Genomic DNA, 23,169 nt, shown 5'->3' on the forward strand with positions numbered 1-23,169 from the left:
CAATACCCACGTACATCTTTATAAGTAAAGTACATCATCCGCCCGAGATAAAACGGCAAGTTGTTAGTAGGAACTAGCCGGTCATAGCAAGCGTGAAATTTTTGACTCATTTTACAAGCCCTGTAGTGATTACATTGCCGGCCGCGTCGACAATAACCTCCATGGTTTGTCCCTTATTTTCCGCGAAATCCGGATGATGCTTCAGCTTGTCGGTGAGGAAAACCAATTGCTGATTAGCCGAACCCAAAAGATAGTCCTGCGAAGGCAAATCCTCGCGATAGGGTCCGGCAACCAATAAATCGGCAGCAGCCAGCAGCTGTTGCCAGGCTGGGTTAGGCTGTGCCGTAAGTTCGGCAAAAGTATAGCCTGTGAAAATTACGATAGTTAACCCCTGGACGGCAAGCCGCTCAGCCAGCCTTGCCAACGCCCCGGCCTGCGCAAACGGCTCGCCGCCGGAAAAGGTGACTCCTTCAATGCCGGGAAGCGCGCAGATACGTTTTACCAGCTCTGCTGCCGGAACTAGCTCTTTTTTTCTAAATTCCTGCATATCCGGGTTAAAGCAGCCTGGACAGCGGCGCTCGCACCCCTGAACCCAGACAACGGCACGCAAGCCGGGTCCGTTGCTGCGCGATGCAGGCAAAAAGGCGGCCAGATTAATCAGGCCGCCTTTTGTTTTTTCCTGCGGGTTCATCGCTGATTATCCCGTACTTTGGCGGCATCAGCCGGCTGTTCGTAGTACTCGGGGGACATCTCCCGGACTTTGACTTCCCCTAACGCCTCTTCAATGGGTTTGGTAATATCCAGGCATTTGCCGCCTTTGGCCCCGGCCACCTTGATGCTCACCTGCCCCTTTGTATCAATGATAATCTCCAATTCCTCTTTATCCATGCTTCATCGCCCTTTCATCCTAGTGGTCATCAATTTCGAGGAGTACCTGACCGGAGCCTGTTTCACCGGCAATCTCACCCGGATAGGAGGCAGACTGGGCACGGCCCTCCTGCAGCCACTGCCTGAGATACTGGATATTTTCCCGTTGGGAAACCGACAGCGGCACCTGTCGTTTTAAGGACAGGACAATATCGTCAGTCGTTATCTCCCGCATATGATCACTAAAGGCCAGATACATGGCATCAATAATGGCCTGTTCAATTTCAGCCCCGACGTAGCCGTCCGCTTCCTTTACCAAACGCTTAAGGTCAAAATCACGCGGGTTGCGATTCCGCCGTTTCAGATGGGTGATAAAAATTTCGCGCCGCTCCGCCATATGCGGCAAATCCAGGAAAAAAATTTCGTCAAAACGTCCCTTGCGCATCAGTTCCGGCGGCAGTGCGGCAATATTGTTAGCTGTGGCTACAACAAAGCAGGGTGCTTTTTTGTCCTGCATCCAGGTCAGCAAGGTCGCAAAAACCCGCTGGCTGGTACCGCCGTCACCGGCGCCAAAGGCAAAGGCCTTTTCAATCTCATCCACCCACAAAATACAAGGAGCGATTGTCTCGGCAATATGCAGCGCCCGCCGGCAACGGTCTTCCGATTCGCCAACATACGACCCGAACAGAGCGCCGACGTCAAGCCGCAAAAGCGGCAATTGCCACAAACTGCTGATCATTTTCGCCGTTAAGCTCTTGCCTGTGCCGGGAATGCCGACCATAGCAATTCCTTTGGGCGCAGGCAGTCCATAGTCGCGGGCATCTTTGGTAAAAGCCTGTTCTCTCAGGCGCAGCCAGTCTTTTAAAACTCCCAGACCGCCAACACTTTCCGAAGTTTCGGTGGCGTTTAAGAACTCAAGCGCTTCACTCTGCCGCACCAACTGAGCCTTTTCTTCCGTAATCATGGAAATACTGCGATCATCCAAACAACCGCAGGTTACAATCGCTTTGGAAAATACCCGGCGGGCCTGACCGGCAGTCATCCCCATAGCAGCCTGAACCACCTTTTCCCGGCCGGTTTCGGTTAGATTCATTTTTACATTGGCGCCCTTTAGGAGACCGTCGAGCACAGTATCCAGCTCTTCGCCAGTCGGGCGGCTAAGATAAATCACCACCGCCTCATCCTGTAGTTCGTCCGGAATCTGCCTGGTAGGCGTGGTAATAACAATGGAGGTTCTGGTCTGTGTCAGCCGCTGGGCAACACTTCTTAGCTTGCGTTTTACCGGCGGGCTGGTCCAAAAATCATGGAAATCTTTGCAAATAAAAATGGTTCCCGTATTTTCCATACCTGTCTTTTCCATTAGGTCCAGGGCAACCAGCGGATCACGGCATTTGAGATCCAGTGTTGGTTTGCCGGCAAGCACCACAAAGGCGTCGGCGACATCCCAGGACAGGCAGGTGCGGTTTTTCTGTTCACATACGGTTTTTATCTGTTCGATAGCTCGTTCTTCTTCCGGCGTTACAATTACGAGAGCGTAACCCTTGCTCGGATGTAGGTGTCAAATTGTTCGGTAAAGTTTTCCATATGTCTTCCCCCTATACCCACCGGCGTACCACCAGTCTGATTTGCCCGTTGGCCTCCTGTTGCTGCTCTACGATATTAAAACCCTGCTGGCCAATTTTATTCCTGATGGTGGTTAAGGCGTATTGCTGCTGCACTTTTTGGGTAAATTGCTGTTCATCCGTCCCCTGCACCCCAAACCAATCGGCAACAAAGCTATACATACCGTCGGCCCCTGACACAAACCCAATATCGTAGCCTTGTTTCATACGTACGGCAATATCCACAGAGGTTTCCTGTCCGCGATACCCCTTAATCGTAGTTTTTTCCTCCACGCTGTAGCCTAATTCTTGCAAACAGGTAAGCAGCATCTCCCTGTTGGTAATTTTGGTTGTTACCTGAGTAAAATGCGACATCTTTATCCCCCCGCTATATTAGTTTGGCGGCTATGATTCGGTTCGCGACAGCATTGCCACTCGCCAGTTCCACAGCCGTTACAACCAGTTGTCCGGCGCCGTCAAGACTGGCTTTTACATGAATGACTTCCTGGCCGGCCACTGCCGGCAGCGCAGTTACCAGAATCAACGGGTTATTCTCGTTCACGCATTGATCCTCGTTGCGGTAAAGCCATAACGCGAACTCCCGTTGACCGTCATAGCTGGCCCTAATAACACATTCAGCCACCGGACCCTCGCTGGGATAAAACGTCCCCTGCGCCACCAGTTCACGATACTGATAGCTATTTCCGGCCAGGTAGCGCAAAGTATAACGGTCCCGCAGATAACCACAGCCAGCAAGCCCCGCGGTTAAGAGCACAGCCCCGCAAGCGGCTGCCGTCCAGGGGCGCTGGCCGTGGAGAGCAATTGCCGGGAATAGCTGCTGCACCATTGCCGGCAGCTTGGCACTAATCCGGCTGCCGGTTGCAACTACACCTGTAAGATATTCTGCCGTAACCCCCAGTGATGCGGCCTCCCTTAAGCCCTGCCGGATAATAGCCAACACCGCCTGCTGTAAAGCTGGATCGTCCCCGTCTGCCAGCAGCCAGTCCGAGGCATAACTGATCACCCGGATATGGCGCTTGCTGCCGCCGCCAGCCTGATTAACGGCCTGAATCATGGCGGTCTCAATAAATGCATCGTTTAAGCTGAGAACGAGATAATACTCTCCCGGCTTTATCTGCATGCCGGCGCCCCAGGCGGCGGCCCACGGTTCTTCGATAAATTCCAGCCGGCTAAAACCTGCCTGCCTGACAGTACCTTCCAACCACTGCCGGCAGCGCTGCCAGATTGCCGCCGATTTACAAGCCGCCAGCGGCATGGTAAAGGTTAGAGCCGTTTCGCTGCCTAATCCCAGCGCGTGGCCGGCCCGGCGCAATAAAAGAGCTAAATAATCCCTGGCCATATCGTGGCCGCACAGCGGGCGACCGCCTACTAAATTATATACCCGTTTGCCGGTAAGAACATCATATTGCAAATCATGAAACACCCTTTCCGCCAAATTGCTTTCAACGGCCTCCTGTCCAATCAAACACTCGCCGGCCGCCTCGCCATAGGCAATCAGGGAGGGAGCGGCAAACACGCGCTTACGTTGCCCCGCGCCCGTTGCCGGTATGGGCCGTGTCACTCCGGGCAGGTACAGCGTCTCAGCCTGGCGGGATGCCCGGCGCCAGTAAGCCAGTACCGTATAGGCATTACCAAAATCGACAGCCAGCTGACCGGCCATAATGATCACCCCAATTGCTACAACATGATATCATAGCGGAATTTCAGCGTAAGCAGGCTATGAAGAAAAGTAGCGGCCTGCCTGGTTTCCGATTCGATTTCCCTGGCTGCCATGATAGCTGCCGCATGGCGCCAATCTTCATGGGTAGCCGCCGCCAGCGGCTTGCTGAAACGCATTTGCCTGACGGTAAGCAGCCCTGGCGGCGATTGCAACAGCGCCAAAGTTCCGTTTTGGTCAACCGCGAGTAACCTGCGACCATCCTTAAGGCTCCATAACAATTGGCCCCTATCCGCCCGCCATACTTTGATTATACTGTCTTCTCCCCAACTGACAATCACCTGTCCGGCCTGGCTGGAAAAAAGCCTCTGTACCGGTCCGGAATGAGCCGTCCAAAGTTTATTGCCCAGCTTGCCGCCAGTCAGGGAATAGGTCCGGACCCGGCCATCCCGGCCCCCGCCGACTACGACTCGTTGTTCCAAAGATACCGCCGCCGCACAAAATAAACTGCCCGGATAATGGCCCTGCATGTTCATATTGGCGCCATCCCAAGCCCACGCCTTTGCCGGTGCTACTCCCCCGGCGCACGCCAGCGCAAGGACCTGACCGCACTGGTCCGCCGCCAGTGCCCGGACCAATCCCGGTTGTCCCTTAATGCTGCTAACCCATTTAATGTCAGGAAACTGCCAAAACTGAACCTTGGCATCCCGGCCGGCAGTTACCAAATAACGGCCATCAGGGGTAAACGCGACAGCGGTAATTCCCGCGTCATGCAAATTCACCGTCCGCCATAATTTGCCGCCGGCTATCTGCCATAGCCACAGCCGCCCGTCGCTGCCGCCGCCGGCTACCAGCCGTCCGTTAGGGTGAAAAGCGGCACATTCCAACAGAACCGGAACCGCCGGCGCTTCCAAATCGATCAACGGCCGCCCGTCAGGTACAAATAAATTTTTGCCTGACGCCGGGCAACCGGATAAGATCCGCTCTCTGTCGGCACATTCCCACGGTTTGGGGCGCCAAGGCGTGTTTTCCAGGGCCAGGACAAACTCGGCCGCCCAGTTTACCGGTGCACGCAAAGCAAGCCGGAATAGCTCCGGCCACCGTTCCTGCCCTGTAAGCACATCCAGCATACTAGACCAATCTTCATCCGTAATTTCCTCATAATCGGCCCGACAACCCCCTTCGAGCAGTAGGCCAGCCAATAACAGACTGTGCCCGCCTTGGCGGGCAGCCGCCAAAAACTGTTGGCGCTCAGTCGCTGTAGCTTCACGGTAAGCTTTGGCCAGCAAGGGTCTTGTCTCCTGCCAGTCCAAAGCATAATACCTATTCCATTGGCCGGTAATACAATAATACAGCGCGGCCCTGGTATCTGCCGCCGGTGTATAGCGGGCAATTACCGCCCAGTTTTTGAGACGCTCCTCTCTGTGGGCAAGTACGTCTTCACACACGGCATCGATTGCCTGCCGGTTCGTTAACGTGAGAAGCAATCGCCGGGCACGCCCGGCGATTGTTCTGTCGGCGTCATCCACCGCCAGCAAAAGTTCGGGAATCAGGTCCGGCCCTTCCCGCAGCATACTTCGGTCCGCCCCGCTCTTAAGTACGGTTAACAGCCTTAGTCTAAGCGGCCGTGAAGCCAGATAGCCGGCCGCAAGCAAAAGGCTTTCCAGTTCCGGTTGCCGGGTATCCGCCCACAGCTGGCATAGTCTGTCAATGGCTCCGCTGTCGGTCAGACGGCTAAGTGCCTGCCATGCCTGGCCGGCTATCCCGGGTTCGCTGCCAGCAAGCGCGTCAACAAGCGGTCTAATAACCTCCGGCCCCATGCCTGCCGGCAGATGGATTTCTCCGTTTCGTAAAGCACTTAGTACCTTCTCCCTTACAGCTTCTTCGGCCGCCTGCTTAGCTGCGGTATCAGCCTCGTCCTGAGCGTCCGTCTCGCCCTCGGCCTCACGCTGAAGCCTGGCCATGATCGTTGCCACAATTTCACGGATATTCTGACGTCCACCGGCAGCTAGTTGCTCTTGCACCAAAGCCTCTGCCATCTGCCGAATTTCCACCATAAAGTCAGCCGGATAAAGCCAGGCCAACTGCCGCAAAAATTCCTTATCCTCATCGCCAAGCTCCATGTTTTCACCACCTGTTTGCGTCAAACACTAATATTCCAGGTTCTTGTCGTTAACCCGTTTACGGAATATCCAATAAACCCAGCCCTGATACACCAGCACCACCGGTACCAGCAGCAGGGCCGCAACCGTCATGATCGACAAAGTATACGGCGTAGAGGCTGCATTGGTAATTGTCAAACTCCAGGCCGGGTTGAGATTTGACACCATAAGCCGGGGGAATAGCCCCCAGAAGAAAGCAATTGTCGTAAACGCAATCGTCAGGCTGCTCAAAATAAAACTAAATCCGTGCCGCTTGCAGTAAGCGCCGCCATAAGCGCCGACAAACAGGACAACGGCTCCTAAAAGCGCACTCCCCGCTCCGGCACTGGCGAATAAATCCGTATTCGTATAGGTCAGACCAACCAGCGCCAAACAGAACACGGCTGTCCCTACCCCTAGCTGCAAAGCTGCCTTACGTGCCCGCTTGACCATATCTCCCTCCGTTTTAAGCGTGAGATACAGGGCCCCGTGAAAAGCAAATACCAGAAAAAATGCGACACCGCCGACCAATGTATAAGGACTGAGTAAATCGAAGAATGTGCCGACATATTGCATATTGGCATCAATCGGCACGCCCTGAATTAAATTGGTCACCGCTACACCCCAGAGCACGGCCGGAATCGCACTGCCGATAAAAATCAGCCAGTCCCAGGTGCTGCGCCATGCGGGGTTTTGGTCTTTACTTCTGAATTCAAAGGCAACTCCCCGGACAATAAGCGCCATCAGCATTAGAAACAAGGCCAGGTAAAAACCACTGAACAAGGTGGCATATACATGCGGAAAAGCGGCAAACATGGCCCCGCCGGCCGTAATCATCCATACCTCGTTGCCATCCCAAACTGGGCCGATCGTATTGATTATTACCCGCCGCTCGGTGTCATTTTTCCCCAGGAAGGGAAGCAAAATTCCCACACCATAGTCAAAACCCTCCAAGAAGAAAAAGCCGATAAAGAGAACTGTCAGCAAAATAAACCATACGACATTTAGTTCCATAATGCCGCCCCCTTCACTGCCGGTTTACTCGGTTGATCCTGGCTAGCCGCAGGCCCTTGCCGGACAAATTTTTGTACCAGATAAACAGCTGCTGCCGCCAATAGCGCATATACCAGCGTAAAACCAATCAGAGAAATCCAAACGCTTGCTGCGCTCACGTTGGGCGATACCGCTTGGTCCACCCGCTGCAAGCCAAATACAATCCACGGCTGCCGGCCACCCTCGGCGACAAACCAGCCGGTTGAATTGGCGATATAGGGCAGCGGCAGGCTCCATAATACGGCCTTCAGCACGCAGGGCCTGGCTTCCAGTTGGCCACGCCACCACAGAAATCCTGCTGCCATCACAACAAGCAGCATCACGCTGCCGGCAGCCACCATAATCCGGAAACTCCAAAATACCGGTGTCACGGCAGGGATATAATTACCTGGTCCGTATTTGGCAACATACTCTTTTTCAATATCATTTATACCCTTAACTGCGGTAGCGGGGTTATTATCCACCAACATGGACAACACCGCCGGTATTTTTAGTTCCACCGGATTGGTCCGGTTCTCTTCATCAATAACGGCTGCTACAGCAAAAGGCGCGGGACTTGCCGTCTCCCATAACGCTTCCGCAGCCGCCAGTTTCATCGGCTGGGCTTTAGCGATAAACTGTGTCTGGGCATGGCCGCTGCCCAGCAGCAACAGCATGCTCACCGCTGTCCAGACAATTCCCAGTTTAAATGACGTCCGGAAAAAATCAACATGAGTCCGGCGCAGAAGATGATACGCGCTAATCGCCAAAAGGAAAAAGCCGGCTGTCACCAGACCTGATAGCACGGTGTGCGGAAATTGGTAAAGCACATAAGGATTTGTGATGAGTGCAACAAAATCAGTCATTTCTGCCCGGCCATTATTAATCATATAGCCTACAGGCGATTGCATAAAAGAGTTGGCCGTTAAGATCCAAAAAGCCGATAAATTAGTCGCTAAAGCCGCAATCCACATCGTGGCAGCATGTAGCCCTTTTGGTATACGATCCCAGCCAAAAATCCAAAGTCCCAGAAAAGTCGATTCAAGGTAAAAAGCTGTAAGGGCTTCCATGGCCAGCGGCGCGCCGAAAATATCTCCCATAAACCGGGAATATTCCGACCAGTTCATACCGAAGTGGAACTCCTGGACAATACCTGTGACCACACCCATAGCAAAATTTATCAAAAATAGCTTTCCCCAGAACTTAGTCTGATTCTTATACATTTCATTACCAGTGCAGACATAGATAGTTTCCAGAATGGCTACAAGAAGCGACAAGCCTAACGTTAACGGCACAAACAAAAAATGATAGACTGTCGTTATCCCGAATTGCCAACGGGATAAAATTAACGCTTCCATACTTCTACCTCCCCAAATTATTTTGCTTGGCAGTCAAGAATGCCAAACTCAGCCCGGCCAAAGCTGGCAAAGCAAACCATCTAGATGTTAAATTTATTTTACCGCTGCTACCCATTTTTTGTCAATGGTTATTCATTAAAAAAATATATTAATAAAAAATAATTCGTAATAAATTGTTTTATTGCCTATCTGAGTAACTTAGTCCGTTTCGGCCATACATAGCACAACAAGCAAGAAACACGCATGCCGCGTATTTCTTGCTTGTTATCTGCAAATCGTTCACGTAATTTGAATTGTTTAAGCACGTATATTATCCGTCTTATACTGCTTTGTCTTACATATGTCCAAAAATACCTCTACAATATCGGTATCAAACTGTGTTCCCTTATTGCGAGCCAATTCTTCCATAGCCTCAGCTTGCGACATCCCTTGCCGGTAAGTTCTGTCAGAAATCATTGCCTGGAAGCTGTCGGCCACGGCAATGATCCGGGCCCCGAGAAGAATATCACGGCCTGTCAGTTTGTCCGGGTACCCTTTCCCGTCATAGCGCTCATGATGATGTTTTATGATCTGACTGATTTGGTTCATAGACGGAATACCTTCCAGGATTTTCGCACCAATAGCAGGATGCCGCTTGATAATGGCAAATTCCTCCTCGGTAAGCTTGCCGGTTTTATTAAGAATGGTATCGGCAATACCAATTTTGCCAATATCATGCAGCAGCGCGGCAAAATTTATTGTAAACTTTTCTGTATCGCTCAGGCTTAATTTATTCATAATATCTGTTGCTATTGCGGCAACTTCCGCGGAATGTCCGTGGGTATACCGGTCTCTTACCTCTAAGGTATTCACCAATGCCATGATAATAGAAGTAAGTATTTGTTCTTTTTCAACAGCCACTTTTTCTATCAGGTTATTTACCCGGGAAGCAAGCAAATTAACTTCGTCTTTCCCCCGGTAAATTTGCTCTGTCTGACTGTCACTCTCCAAAATGATATCAACAGCCCGCTTTACCCGATTTAGCCGGCGAACAATGCTTGTGGCTAGAACCAAACTGATAAGCAGCATGAGAGCCATACTCAGCACTGTATAAAGCAACATCTGCTCTCGCCGCTGGCCAATTCCTGCCCGGAGGCTGTTCGCATCAAAGTCTATGCCGACAATAGCAACACTTTCGCCATAAGAGTTCTTAACCGGCGCATAGCCGGAAAGGGTTACTCCCCATTTATCGGTGACAAACTCACGATCTACCGCTGGTTGCTGAAAAGCGTCAACCATATCCGGTGCCGTTTTCGCATCATACAATTCACCAAAAGGAGCCGGTTCTTCCGGATCAGCATCCACGACAAAAAACAACTGATCTGCCGTCGGCCCTTTACGCATAATATAGATATCCTGAATATTGCGGTTGGCTGCCATAAACCGCGTTAAAGATTCTTTCAGCGTGCGATATGTCCCTGTTGTTTGCTGCTCCGGCTCACGCAAACTATCGACAATATCGCCGTTGATAGTAACGGCGGCAATAGCGGCTAGCGAGCGCAATTCATCCTTAAGCAGTTCAATATGCCGTTCTTCAATATTTTTTTCCAGTTGATAAGTCACGGCCAAAATTGTGACCGAAAACACAAGAAATAAGCTAATAAGCAGTTTAGAATAGAGTGAAGCATGTGCCAGCGGATTCCAGCTATTCTGGCTAAACCGATTACGTTGTATGCCTTCCGGGTAATTGATCCGTCCCATCTCCACTGCCCCTTTTGTCAACCAAGCCGATTTTAACGTTACTTATTTCTGTTGCGCATTTGTTCCAGTCGATAACACAAGGCCCTAAGTGACATACCCAGGTAGTTGGCCGTCGCTTTCTGATTGCCCTGATGGGCCGCAAGCACCGTCTGGATAATAAGATCGTTATATTCTTTTAATGACATTCCCCCGTCCGGCAGGGGCAGTACAACTTGTCTTTCCTTGGCACCGTCGGCCGCCTTTTCTCCCGAATAAGACCCGCTGCAGTCACAGACCGCTTTTTCCAGGTGGAATGGCTTAAGCTCAGTATCATCATACATAAAAACAGCCCATTCCATGGCATTGCGCAACTCCCGCACATTGCCCGGCCAGTCATACTGCTTAAGAAGAAGCCTGGCCTCGTTGCTGATGCCGGCAAAGCGTTTCTTTTTGGACTGGGCAAAATCCCGCAAAAACATCTCGGCCAGCGGTACGATTTCCTCTCGCCGCGCTCTCAGGGGAGGAATCACAACATGACCAATTTTTAAACGATAATAAAGATCACGCCGGAATAAACCCGTTTCCATTCTTTTTTCAAGGTCAACATTAGTAGCACAGATTATCCGTACATCTGCCTTTATTTTTTTTAAACCACCGACACGGTAATACTCTTTCGCCTCCAGGACCCTGAGGAGTTTTGCCTGCATTTCCGGCGGCATCTCCGCGATTTCATCCAAAAACAGCGTTCCCCCCGCCGCCGCATCAAGTTTGCCCTTCTGCCCGCGAACCAAACTGCCGCTAAAGGAACCGCCCTCGTAGCCAAATAGTTCGCTTTCAAACAAATTATGGGGAATGGCGGCGCAGTTAAGTTCAACAAGCGGTCCTGACGGCGCTTTAAGCGTAGAGCCGTAATGAATAATGCGGGCCACTACCTCCTTGCCGGTGCCTGTCTCTCCCTGAATAAGCACTGTCAGCGTCCTGTCTGTATGAAAACGTTGCGCAAGCTCGACGACTTGGCGCATGCCCGCGGAAAAAACCCCGACATTGCCGATAACCGTCTCCGCCACCAACTTACGCATGCGGGTTAATTCTTGTTCCGTATTTTTTGTTGCCGACTGAACCTGAGCTGCAAAATTCTCAGTTAGCTCCCTGTTCTCCCGCAGCAAAGCCTGGTGTTCCGACACGCGCTGTACAATGGCCGCCAGTTCCTGGGCGTCAACCGGTTTGAGCAGGTAATCATAAGCGCCGGCCCGAAGAGCTGCTACTGCCGTTTTCATATCTCCATAACCCGTAAATAAAACGACATCGGTCCGCCAGCCGTCCGTCTGCCCGGTAACTGCCTGAGCCAGATCGATTCCGGTCATACCCGGCATTTGAATATCCGACAGGATCAACGGATAATCGGCCTGTTTCCATTTGGTCAGCGCCTGTTCCGCATGATCACATTCCGTTACCGTATGTTCCTGTTCGCGCAGGAACCAGGCCACCGCCTCCCGGCTGTGCCTGTCGTCATCCACCAGCAACATCTCCATCCTTTAACCTCCTAAACAGCTTCTTCACTTATGCCAGGAAAGGTAATTAAAAACGCGGCTCCTTCATTTTCTTCTGAAATAATGGCTATTGTTCCCTGGCAGGAAGTTACTATGGATTGGACAATTGATAACCCCAAACCCAGATTATCACTGCCGGGCTTCGTAGAAAAGAACGGTTCAAACACTTTGGTTTTATAAGCAGCCTTTATGCCTGGCCCATTGTCCGCAACACAAATATATACATGATTTTTGTCCGCCCAGGTCCGGATGGCGAGTTGCTTGTCTGTTCGCCCAATAGAATCCAGTGCCTGCATGGCGTTGGACGCTAAATTCACGACAAGTTCCTCAAGGGCGGTTGATATAGCGTAAACCAGCGGCAGTCTGTCAGTCAATTCCTTGTGAACTCTGATACGGTGAGCTGCCAGTTGGCTGCCGATTATTGCCAGTGATTGTTCAATGGCCTCATTAACGTTGCAATAAGTTGCTTGGCTTTTATCCCGTCGGATAAAGCTGCGCATATGAATAATAATATTATTAATGCGGTCAGCCTGACGGGAAATTTCCTCCACATTGCGCATAATATCCGCCGTCGGCCGCTCCTTACCGTTGTGATATGCATACACCATTCCGCTGGCAATCATTTTGATTGAGTTGAGCGGCTGATTTATCTCATGTGACAGACCGGCCGCCATGGTTCCCAACGAAGACAGTTTCTCGGCCTGCGTCCTTACTTCGTTCGCCTTCGCCATTGAGGCTGCCGCCATTTTTTGTTCAGTTATATCTTCCTTAATGGCAATGAAGTTTGTGATTTCCCCCTGATTATTCGTAACCGGAGTAATCGTCATAACCTCTTCGTAGAGGCTGCCGTCCTTCCGCTGATGGGCAAATTCTCCCCGCCACGGCTCACCGTCTGAGTTTAACTGCTGCCAAAAGCGCTGGCAAAAACTTTTATCACGATAACCGGATACGTACATCAGGTCTTGCCCGGAAACCTCACTCTGCGTATAACCGGTCAAGGCGGCAAATGCCGGGTTAATCCACTCCACATTTCCGTTTTTATCGGTAATCACAATGGCATTGGCGGCCGCCTCCAGACCAGCAATCAACAAACTCAGCTTTTGGCGGTCTTGGGCCGCGCTGATCGCAATTGTCAGTTGATCGGAAAAGCGCTGCAGCCTGGTCACAATGCGCTTATCCCAATAATTTCGCCTATTGCTGCTGAGATAAAACGCTCCTATTGTATTGCCTTTTAATATAAGCGGCAGTGCAATTTCTGACTGAAACTCGGTCTCATCAAGTCCCAATTCTGCCAAGAGCTTTGCCTGCCAACATGCCAGCTTTGTCTTGTCTTGAACTACCTGAAGCGTGCTTGTCTTGATAGCAAATCCGCTTAACGGCCCTGCAGCCGTGCAATTTAATGTACTGCACCCGTTCTTTACTGCCAACTTTCCCGCTGCCGCACTCACCTTAACATTGTCGCTATCCTCTTTAAGAATGACACGCACAAGCGAGACCTCAAAAACAGTCACCAATTGCTCGCAGACAAAATTAAGAATCGCCCCAATGCCCGCTTCTTCCAGAACTTTAGATGCCGTTTGCATTAATATCCGTTCACAGGCTTCATCCTGGGTTTTTTCGGCCTCCTGCGCAAGCCATTCCTGTTTCCGCCGTACATGATTGAGAAAAAACAGCAGTAGAGCAAGCACCGTGCTTCCCAGTCCCCAGCTAAGTCCGCGCAAATAAAAACTGGGCTGGGGATACATTTGTTGAAAACTATACAGACCAAGCAAACCGATCAACAAGATAACCACAAGTCCCCGGCGTTTTACCACTATGCGCACCAGCCTTACTCCACCATTGTTGTTGCTATTGATTAATTATTTTCGCTATGTTAACGTAAATCCCTGTAACGTTTACAAAAACTCGGCAAAAAATCAATAGCTGTGTTTTATGGTAACACATCAATCGATTACCCCCCGGAAAGACTAATGGAGTAAATAGCAGTCCGAAAACTACTTCAAGGAGGTACAAAGTAAAAGGCATGCATAAAAGAGGCAAAGAATGCAAAAAAAAAGGCGCCAAGCAGGTTGTTCCCGCAACAACGCCGCAGGATGGCGCTTATTTAAAAACTCTGAAACAAATATTGGAGAGCAGGGCAGACTAGGCAACTGTCTTGCCGGCGCCTTAAACAACTCTTTACAAGGTAAAGCCAGAATCACTGCAAACACAGTATTCTGGCTTTAGTAACGTGTTAACAGCTAATTGCGGCCGCTTTGTTCCGTCCAATTACGCAAGCGCGTTATAATGTCCGAAGTAAGCATTCCCGGCTTAAGCCGCCAAGTCCAATTGCCGCCTATCGTCCCTGGAATATTCATGCGCGCACTTGTCCCCAGCCCCAGCACATCCTGCATGGGCAAAATCACTGTGTCGGCCTGACTCTGAAAAACTAAACGGATCAGCTGTTCGCAGACAGCGGCATCGCCCGGGGCAGCATGCAGTTTAAGTCTGGTAAGATGTTCCCGCATGAGGTTCCATAAATACGGATCGGTAGCAGGCAGCTTTTGCACCCAGCCTAAAAGGGTATCATTATCATGGGTGCCGGTATAAGCGACGGTATGGCGTCCGGTATTATGCGGAAAGTCCGGTGCCGTCCGGCCATCGCCAAAGCTGAACTGCAACACCTTCATTCCTGGATAGCCAAACTTGTGTTTTAGGCGATTAACAGGCGGGGTAATCACCCCTAAATCCTCGGCGACCAACGGTAAATTTTCCAAATATTTCTCCAGAACGGCAAAGAAGCCTGCTCCCGGTCCTGCTACCCACCGTCCGTTTACGGCTGTTGGCTCACCGGCGGGAATTTCCCAATAAGCCTCAAACCCGCGAAAATGGTCAATGCGGATAAGATCGACAAGCCGGAGCAGCCACGCCAGCCGCCGTCGCCACCACTCATAGTCATTCTTAGCCATTTCTCCCCAATTGTAAAGCGGATTCCCCCACAATTGTCCGATTGCGCTAAAATAATCCGGCGGTACCCCGGCGACTTGAGCCGGGTTACCGGCCGCATCCAGTGAAAATAATTCCGGATGGACCCAGACATCGGCACTGTCATGGGCTACGAACAGCGGCAAATCCCCGAACATTATAAGGCCGCGGCAGTTGGCATACGTTTTTAGTTCCTGCCATTGCTGCCAAAAAGCGAACTGCAAAAACCGCTGAAATTCGATTTCTCCGGCCAACGCCTGCCGGTAATGGTCCAGGGTGGCGGCTTCCCGCCGCTTAGCGCCATTTTCCCACTCACTCCAGGGTAAATTCCCAAACTGCCTTTTGAGGGCGGCAAACAATGCATAGTCCGGCAGCCAGTCACCGGCTTCCCGGACAAAAGTTTGGTAGGCTGCGGGCAGCGGCTTAGCCCTAAATCGCGCAAAAGCCAGCCGAAAAACTGCTTCTTTCCAGGACACGACCCGGGAAAAATCAATGCGCTCTGCATTTTCGCCCGCCACATTCCGCAGCGAAAGCTCTGCTTTCGCCAACAGACCTGCTTCCATCAGCTTCTCCGGTGAAATCAGCCACGGATTGCCGGCAAAGGCTGACAGACACTGGTAGGGTGATTCCCCAAAACCAACTGGATGCAAGGGCAGAAACTGCCACAGCCGCTGCCGCGCCGCCGCCAAAAAATCGACAAACTGATACGCTGCCGGCCCAAGATCGCCGATGCCAAACGACGAAGGCAGAGAAGTCGGATGCAATAAAACGCCGCTTGCACGGCTGCCTGCGCCTGCCGGCTGTTCTATCTCAGCCAGCAGCAGCCTGCCGGACAGTGGCGGTAACTCTAATTCCAATTCCGCCTGATCCGGCAGTCCGATTCTCTCCCCTGTCAGTGCGTCAAATACGTAATCCTGATCGGCAAACCAATTCCGCCAATCAAAGGTTACCCTGGCCGACTGCCGGCAACTGCGGTTAAACACGGCAATAGCCGTATTATCGGCCGCCAAATCGCCAAATACATCCAAGCCGCCACTGATTCGGCGCACATAGCCGTACACATCGCCGTCAGCCAAGAGCGGCAGCCATTCTCCCGTCTGCAAAACAGGATACTGCCGGCGGAGTTTGATCAATTGCTTGTACCAGATTAACAGTTCTTGCTCTTCCCGGCCCCAGGGATAGGCCCGCCGGTTTAACGGGTCGCGGTAGCCTTCCACCCCGGCTTCGTCGCCATAATAAACACAGGGAGCACCCGGAAAGGTCATTTGCCACAGCACGACAAGCTTGAGCCTGGAAATCCCCAGCTTTCTTTGGCCGGGGGATAACTTGTATTTATACGCACTAAGCTTGCTCTGAGCGTCTTCGGGCGGTGCTTCTGCCAGCAGGGTCAGGATACGCGGTACATCATGGCTGCCGATAATATTCAAATTGGCGTAAAAATTTTCTCGCGGGTAGTTTTCATACAGACTGAACAGTTCACGGTGCACCGCTTGCGCCGGCTTCCAGCCCAGCATAAAATCCAGTACCAGCTTGCGGAAGGGATAATTCATAACCCCATCGAGTTTAGTGCCGTCAAAATACTGCCTTAGCTTCCCGTAAGCTACTTTGCGCGAGGCGTCTTCCCATACCTCGCCAATGAGCACAGCTTCCGGATCGGTCGCTTTGAGGGTCTGATAAAACTGTTGCAGGAAACTCTCCGGCAATTCATCGGCTACATCCAGCCGCCAGCCTTTTACACCTGCTCTCAGCCAGTGTTTAAGCACACTGTCTTCAGCATCAATGATAAATTTTTGGTAGGAAGGATCCTCCTCATTAACATTGGGCAGTGTGTCAACGCCCCACCAGGACTCATATTTATCCGGATATTCACTGAATTTATACCAGGAATAATAGGGAGAAGCGGGTGACTGGAAAGCCCCCAGGCTGTCATAACTGCCTTCTTTATTAAAATAGATGCTGTCACTGCCGGTGTGACTAAACACCCCGTCTACAATAACAGCTATTCCATATTCTGCGGCTTTCGCACATAATTGGGAGAATAAAGCGTTGTCACCAAACATGGGATCAATTGTCCGGTAATCGGCAGTATCATACTTGTGATTGGAAGCAGCCGCAAATACTGGATTAAAGTAGATGGCAGTAACCCCCAGATCCGCCAGATAGGGAAGCTTGGCCATGACTCCGGCCAGATTGCCGCCAAAAAAATCATAGGCCAGAATGGCACCGGTATCCATATCCCGGGTATAGACCGGCGTATCCTGCCAGCAGGCATGAATGAGGCTGCCGGGACGAGGATTAAGAATTTTTCCATCCGGCAGGCCGTTAAAAAAACGGTCGACAAAAATCTGGTACACAACCGCATGTTTAAACCAGGCGGGTGTTGTTGCTCCCGGCAGATAAGTACTGATCTGGTAGGAAGGCGGCGGAGTGCTTGTCAGTTGTCCCACACCGCCTGTTTCTGCCGGGTTATTGCCATAGTAAACCGTCTGGCCGTCTTGATAAATAATGAAATAGTACCAGAGGACGCCCGGTACCGGCGGAACCTTAAAACTGGCCTCATAAACCAGTTTGGCAGGCAGTGTCTCAGCAAGTTGCATATTGATAAGCGTTTCGCCGAACCCTTCCTGCCATAACCGTAAAACCGCAGTTTGCACCGGCGCAGCGGCCTCAAGGCACAGTGTCACTTCGGTATGACAAGAAACAGCCCCAAAGGGGCTGCGAAAACCTGTATTGTGGGAATCATGCAGTATCCAGTATTCATTCATACCGGTCTACCTCCAGGTTAATTTTCTCTAATTACTACCGGCTTAATCTTCCAAATGCCAATCGCATATTCCGACACCGTACGATCACTGGCAAACCGGCCGGAAAAGGCAATATTATTAATGGCCATTGCCTGCCAGGCACGCTGGTCGCAATATAGCTTATTCAGCTTTGCCTGCGCCGCCGCATAGCCCGCAAAATCTTTCAGTACGAAGTACTCATCATTAGTACGCATCAGGGAGTGGTGAATACTGTCAAATTCATCCTGACTGACTGGCAAAAAGCCGTTAATCAACTGGTCCACAACCAGTTTAATACGGGAATTGCCATGGTATGCATCCAGGACATTATAGCCGCCGTATTTATAATAATTCAGTACTTGTTCAGCCGTCAGGCCAAAAATGATAATATTATCGTCGCCAACCTCATCTTTAATCTCGATATTGGCCCCGTCAAGAGTACCAATGGTTACCGCGCCGTTCATCATCAGCTTCATATTGCCTGTGCCGGAAGCCTCTTTGCTGGCCGTTGATATCTGCTCACTGACATCGGCTGCCGGAATAATCAGCTCTGCCAGCGAAACGCTGTAGTTTTCCAAAAAAACAACCTTAATTCGCCCGTCGATATCAGGATCATGATTAATCACCTGCGCCAGAGTGTTAATAAACTTAATGATCCGTTTGGCCAAATAATAACCGGTAGCCGCCTTCCCGGAAAAAATAAAGGTGCGCGGTTCGATCGCAAGCCCCGGATCAGCTTTTAGGCGGTTATATAAATCCAAGATATGAAGGGCATTCAGTATCTGCCGCTTATACGCATGAATGCGTTTTGCCTGAACATCAAATATAGAATTAGTATCAACCGCTAGGCCTATTTTATCCTGAATATAACTTGCCAGCCGTTTTTTGTTACACTGTTTAACGAATTTTATCCGGTTCTGAAAGGCCGGATCATGCGCGTAGCGATGCAGTTTCGCCAGTTCATGCGGTTGAGCCAGCCAGCCCTCGCCAATGGCCTCGGTAATCAGTTCCGCCAGCTTGGGATTGGCTTTAGCCAGCCAGCGCCGGTGGGTAACGCCGTTGGTCTTATTATTGAAACGGAGCGGGTAAAACCGGTTAAAGTTGGCCAAAACCTCATTCTTCAGGATATTACTGTGCACTTCCGCCACACCGTTAACACTGTGGCTGCCGACAACGGCCAAATGCGCCATATGCACATAGCCGTCACTAACGAGGGCCATGGCCCGGATCCGTTCCCAGTCGCCGGAGTATTTTTCCCACAGTGCCGCGCAAAACCGTTCATTGAGTTCTTCAATAATCATATACATCCGCGGCAACAGCGTCTTAACCATCTCCACCGGCCATTTTTCCAACGCCTCCGGCAAAATGGTGTGATTGGTATAGGAAATGGTCTTCCTTGTCGCCTCCCAGGCCTGATCCCAGCTCAAGCCCTCTTCATCCATAAGAATGCGCATCAGCTCCGGTACGGCCAATGCCGGGTGGGTATCATTAATATGAATGGCAATCTTCTTATGGATCCGCGCCAGATCGGCAGGTTTGCTGCCATGGGTCCGCTTATAGCGCCTGACAATACTCTGCAGACCGGCCGAAACAAAAAAATACTGTTGCTTGAGCCGGAGAGTCTTGCCCTCAGGATAATTATCGTCAGGATAAAGGATTTGCGAAGTGGCCTCCAGCGAATACTTCTGCTCCACCGCCTTGAGAAAGTCGCCCTTGCTAAATGAAGAAAAATCAAAATGATTCGTTTCCGCACTCCACAGGCGCAATGTGTTGACCGTATGGCAGTTAGCGCCGACAACAGGTACATCGTAAGGCACAGCCAGCACAGACTCGTAATTTTCATGAATGGCAACAAGCCGGCCGGCCTGCTGTTCCAGACGGACGGTGCCGCCAAATTTGACAGTTACCGCCCGGTCGGCCTTGCGAGTCTCCCATACATAACCATCCCTCAGCCAGTTGTCCGGTAATTCAATCTGATAGCCATCAACTATTTTTTGCTCAAACATTCCATGGCGGTAGCGAATGCCGGTACCATGCCCGGGCAGCTGCAAGGACGCCATAGAGTCTAAAAAACAGGCAGCCAAACGGCCTAAGCCGCCATTGCCCAGTCCGGCATCATGCTCCACCGCTTCCACTTCATCAAGCTCAATCCCCAAATCTTTAAGTCCCTGCCGGCAGACCTCGGTTATGCCCAGGTTAAACAAATTACTTCCCAGTAACCGCCCCAGCAAAAATTCCATCGAAAAGTAATAAACCTGCTTCTCTTTACTGAGACTATATTGTTGATTGGACCGATACCAGCGTTTGCTGATAATTTCACGAATCAAAGTACTCAGGGCCACATATTTATCGGCAATCGATGATTCATCCAGACTTTGTCCGAACAGGGTCTGCAGTTTCTCTGTAAAGGCTTCCTTGAACTGTTCTTTAGATGCAAACATCTCCTTATCCCCCCTACCCATTAGTGAAACTTCCTACTGTCCGTCCTCAGCTACCGTATAACCAGCTTATTATAAAGCTGCTGGTATTCAACCGCCGACTGCCGCCAACTGTGATCGGCCCGCATGGCGTTCTTAATCAGTTTGCCCCACTGTGTTTTATCCTGATACAAGGCCACCGCCTCTTCAATCATATTCAGCATCTCGTGCGCATTGTAATTGGCAAAGACAAAGCCGTTTCCCTCTCCCGTTTCCGGATTAAAAGGAATCACCGTGTCTTTAAGCCCGCCCACCTCACGCACAACCGGGATGCTGCCATACCGCAGAGCTATGAGCTGACCGATACCGCAGGGTTCAAACTGTGAGGGCATCAAAAACAGATCCGATCCGGCATAAATCCGGTGCGCCAACCGCTCGGAAAAGGTGATATTGGCTGAGACTTTGTCCGGGCTTAAGCGGGCGGCATCACAAAACATCTGCTCATACCGCGCTTCGCCTGTTCCCAGTATAACCAGTTGAACATTGAGAGCCAGCAATTCGTCCATCACATGGGCAAGTAGATCCAGACCCTTGGGCGCTACCAGCCGGGACACAATGCCGATAAGAGGAATCTCCCGGCTTGGCGGCAAACCTAATTCTTTTTGCAAGCTGAGTTTATTGTCAAGGCGCTTGGTCGTTCCCCGCCAGGTATAGTGAGTGGTAATATACGGATCACCCACCGGATTATACTCTTCATAATCAATGCCATTAATAATTCCGTATAGGTCAGCCTGCCGCTGTACCAAAAAACCGTCAAGTTTTTCCCCAAAATAAGGCTGCTGGATTTCTTGCGCATAGGACTTGCTGACGGTGGTAATCACATCATTAAATGCCAGCCCGCCTTTGAGATAATTGACCTGTCCGTGAAATTCCAGACCGTCAACGGTAAATACACTGTTAGGCAGCTCAAGCAGGTCACCGAGAATATCTCCCGGAAAAATTCCCTGGTACATTAAGTTATGAATGGTAAAAACGGTTTTAATTGCCGAATATTCTTTTCTTACAAGGTACTGTTGCTTGAGCATGGCTGCCAGCGGTCCTGTTTGCCAATCATGGCAATGAACTATATCCGGCATAAACGTAAGCTGTGGCAGGGCCTTAAGGACTGCCCGGCAAAAATAGGCGAAACGCTCGGCCTCGTCATAATGCCCGTAAAGACTGTCCCGTTTAAAATAGTATTCATTATCAACAAAATACCAGGTAATACCTTGATACTCAAGTTCGAACAGACCGGCGTACTGGCGCCGCCAGCCCACCGGCACGGTAAGGGTGGCTTTTAACACCATCTGCTTGGTGAATTTCTCCGGAATTAACCTGTATTTAGGAATAATCACCCGGATATCCATATCCTGTTTTTTTAGTTCTTTGGGCAATGAGCCAATCACATCACCCAAGCCGCCTGTTTTGGCAAAAGGTGCCGCCTCGGAGGCCACAAATAATACCTTAAGCATCGTTAAATCACAGTCCCCTTTTCGATAACAATCGGGTGATTGATTTCTCCCTTAAGTTTTTTGCCGGCGGTAATTTTAACATCTTTATCGCAGATTGCGTTCTCAATTACGGCACCGGGGCCAATTTCACCTTTTTGCATAATAATGCTGTTGGTAACACGGGCATCTTTATGGATCTTGACACCCCGGAACAAAATACTATTTTCCACCCTGCCCGCTATGACGGAGCCATTAGCTACCAGGGAAGACTTTACTTGCGCATCCCGCTGATATTTTGCCGGTGCTTCATCCTTGACCTTGGTATAGATGGAGCCGTTGGTAAAAAAGATCTCCTGCCAGATTTCCGGAATCAAAAGTCTCATACTATGTTCGAAATAATTTTGCATGGAATCAATGCGGGCTAAATATCCCTGAAAAGGGAACCCATAAACCTTAAGGTTCTCTAAATTCTTCATAATACAATCGCGCGCAAAATTAGTCCCGCCCCGCGATACACTGGCATCCACCAAATCGATTAGCAGTTGCCGGTCCATAAGATACATCTCCATTGACAATTTGTTGCTATGAACATTGACCGGGCAAATTTCCATATCCACAACCCGGCCGTCATCGGTTGTGCCGAGCATGGTAACGCCTGACAGGCGTTTCACTTTTTCCTCCTCATATTCCTTGTACAATACCGTTATATCAGCGTTTTTATCAAGATGAAAACGATACGCCTCATCGTAGTTAATGTTGCAGACCGAGCGGCTGCCTGACAACAAAACAAATTGTTGCCTGCTGCTCTTAATATAATCAAGATTGCTGAAAAAATCGGCTAAGTCATGGGGGAATGGCCCCTGAACCGTACCGGTCTGCAGAGAAGGCAGCAAGAACAAGCCATCCCGTTTTCTGGCCAAATCCCACTCCTTGCCGGAACGGATATGATCGGCAAGTGAGCGGAAATTGCCGGCAGACAGAATACCAACATTCGTAATCCCGGAATTAATAAAATTCGATAGAACAAAATCGACTAACCGATAACGGCCGGCAAAGGGAATGGCCGCAAGTGGTCGGTGGCCGGTTATTTCTCGGAGCGAATCATGATTTTCATGCAAATTAATAAGGCCCATCATGTTTTTCATAGCTATAACCATTCCTTTCGCTTCGCTCAAGGCACAAAACGGAATGAAATCCGTTCGCCTGAAGCGATTTTTTTGTATCCTTACTATATAGGGATACCAGCATACTACAAATCACGCGGAGGTGAGTGGGTTGCCTCAATTATGTGGTGACCGCATAGCTATATGCGTTGATTGCCTTTTCAAGGTCGCAGTAGGTGGCAGATTACTCTGTTTCCCCTGCACAGATCCCGGCGTGAAGTTTTCCCTCACCGGGCTCCTCAGGAATACTCGCTTCCGTATTCAGGCGTTAGATATTCAGCGCTAGCTGCCGACTCTCAGTAATGCGTGGTTTTGGCACTCGAAAGCGTTCCCACAGCTTGTTGAACGCTTCCCAGTCGAGGCTTTTCCGTTGACTCCTACGATTTAACCATTTAGAATCCCTTTG

Annotated in this window: 16 protein-coding genes; 1 reads left to right on the plus strand and 15 read right to left on the minus strand. The window is 50.6% G+C overall.

Translation table 11 applies throughout. The features are described 5' to 3' along the window. Positions 1 to 106 precede the first annotated feature (106 nt). The 11 genes from BLR65_RS23555 to BLR65_RS23605 form a co-directional block, all read right to left on the minus strand. A complete protein-coding gene (locus BLR65_RS23555) occupies positions 107 to 691 on the minus strand; it encodes a 4Fe-4S single cluster domain-containing protein (protein WP_093796602.1) in 585 nt (194 codons plus the stop codon). After that, positions 688 to 888 carry a DUF2997 domain-containing protein gene (locus BLR65_RS23560; RefSeq protein ID WP_093796603.1) on the minus strand — a complete coding sequence of 67 codons (201 nt, stop codon included), beginning with the start codon at positions 886 to 888 and terminating at the stop codon, positions 688 to 690. Before BLR65_RS23560 ends, BLR65_RS23555 begins: the two co-directional genes overlap by 4 nt. A gap of 19 nt (positions 889 to 907) precedes the next feature. Next, positions 908 to 2,290, minus strand: a complete 1,383-nt coding sequence (locus tag BLR65_RS23565) for an AAA family ATPase (RefSeq protein ID WP_218130663.1) — start codon at positions 2,288 to 2,290, stop codon at positions 908 to 910. Positions 2,291 to 2,462: 172 nt separating this feature from the next. Beyond that, complete coding sequence (locus BLR65_RS23570; protein WP_093796604.1) at positions 2,463 to 2,843, minus strand: DUF1257 domain-containing protein; 381 nt, start codon at positions 2,841 to 2,843, stop codon at positions 2,463 to 2,465. 13 nt (positions 2,844 to 2,856) lie between these two features. Further along, positions 2,857 to 4,149, minus strand: coding sequence for an Hsp70 family protein (locus BLR65_RS23575; RefSeq protein WP_093796605.1), 1,293 nt, complete (start codon positions 4,147 to 4,149; stop codon positions 2,857 to 2,859). Positions 4,150 to 4,166: 17 nt separating this feature from the next. Continuing rightward, positions 4,167 to 6,269, minus strand: a complete 2,103-nt coding sequence (locus BLR65_RS23580; protein WP_093796606.1) for a WD40 repeat domain-containing protein — start codon at positions 6,267 to 6,269, stop codon at positions 4,167 to 4,169. A gap of 27 nt (positions 6,270 to 6,296) precedes the next feature. Continuing rightward, on the minus strand, positions 6,297 to 7,301 hold the full coding sequence (cydB, locus tag BLR65_RS23585) for a cytochrome d ubiquinol oxidase subunit II (protein ID WP_093796607.1): 1,005 nt from the start codon (positions 7,299 to 7,301) through the stop codon (positions 6,297 to 6,299). Next, entirely contained in the window at positions 7,292 to 8,677 is a 1,386-nt protein-coding gene (locus BLR65_RS23590; RefSeq protein ID WP_093796608.1) for a cytochrome ubiquinol oxidase subunit I, read from the minus strand. Before BLR65_RS23590 ends, cydB begins: the two co-directional genes overlap by 10 nt. Before the next feature lie 297 nt (positions 8,678 to 8,974). Continuing rightward, positions 8,975 to 10,417: an HD-GYP domain-containing protein gene (locus tag BLR65_RS23595; protein WP_093796609.1), complete on the minus strand. Its 1,443-nt coding sequence runs from the start codon at positions 10,415 to 10,417 to the stop codon at positions 8,975 to 8,977. 38 nt (positions 10,418 to 10,455) lie between these two features. Continuing rightward, positions 10,456 to 11,928 carry a sigma-54-dependent transcriptional regulator gene (locus BLR65_RS23600; protein WP_093796610.1) on the minus strand — a complete coding sequence of 491 codons (1,473 nt, stop codon included), beginning with the start codon at positions 11,926 to 11,928 and terminating at the stop codon, positions 10,456 to 10,458. A gap of 11 nt (positions 11,929 to 11,939) precedes the next feature. Continuing rightward, a complete protein-coding gene (locus BLR65_RS23605) occupies positions 11,940 to 13,769 on the minus strand; it encodes a PAS domain S-box protein (RefSeq protein ID WP_093796611.1) in 1,830 nt (609 codons plus the stop codon). Positions 13,770 to 13,989: 220 nt separating this feature from the next. On the opposite strand from BLR65_RS23605, the gene BLR65_RS29245 reads away from it, so the two are divergent. Continuing rightward, on the plus strand, positions 13,990 to 14,172 hold the full coding sequence (locus BLR65_RS29245) for a hypothetical protein (protein WP_143122644.1): 183 nt from the start codon (positions 13,990 to 13,992) through the stop codon (positions 14,170 to 14,172). Positions 14,173 to 14,186: 14 nt separating this feature from the next. Here BLR65_RS29245 and BLR65_RS23610 read toward each other — a convergent pair whose 3' ends face one another. The 4 genes from BLR65_RS23610 to glgD are packed head-to-tail and all read right to left on the minus strand — an operon-like array spanning position 14,187 to position 22,775. Continuing rightward, positions 14,187 to 17,675 (minus strand): bifunctional glycogen debranching protein GlgX/4-alpha-glucanotransferase, encoded by a 3,489-nt coding sequence (locus BLR65_RS23610; RefSeq protein WP_093796612.1) that lies wholly within the window; start codon positions 17,673 to 17,675, stop codon positions 14,187 to 14,189. A 17-nt stretch (positions 17,676 to 17,692) separates the two neighbouring features. Then, positions 17,693 to 20,134: a glycogen/starch/alpha-glucan phosphorylase gene (locus BLR65_RS23615; RefSeq protein WP_093796613.1), complete on the minus strand. Its 2,442-nt coding sequence runs from the start codon at positions 20,132 to 20,134 to the stop codon at positions 17,693 to 17,695. 50 nt (positions 20,135 to 20,184) lie between these two features. After that, positions 20,185 to 21,621, minus strand: coding sequence for a glycogen synthase GlgA (gene glgA / locus BLR65_RS23620; protein ID WP_093796614.1), 1,437 nt, complete (start codon positions 21,619 to 21,621; stop codon positions 20,185 to 20,187). A gap of 2 nt (positions 21,622 to 21,623) precedes the next feature. Then, the gene (gene glgD, locus BLR65_RS23625) at positions 21,624 to 22,775 is read right to left on the minus strand and encodes a glucose-1-phosphate adenylyltransferase subunit GlgD (protein ID WP_245693010.1); all 1,152 of its coding nucleotides are present in this window, start codon (positions 22,773 to 22,775) and stop codon (positions 21,624 to 21,626) included. Positions 22,776 to 23,169 lie beyond the last annotated feature (394 nt).

This window comes from Sporomusa acidovorans, from assembly GCF_900101845.1.
Taxonomy (GTDB): Bacteria; Bacillota; Negativicutes; order Sporomusales; family Sporomusaceae; genus Sporomusa; species Sporomusa acidovorans.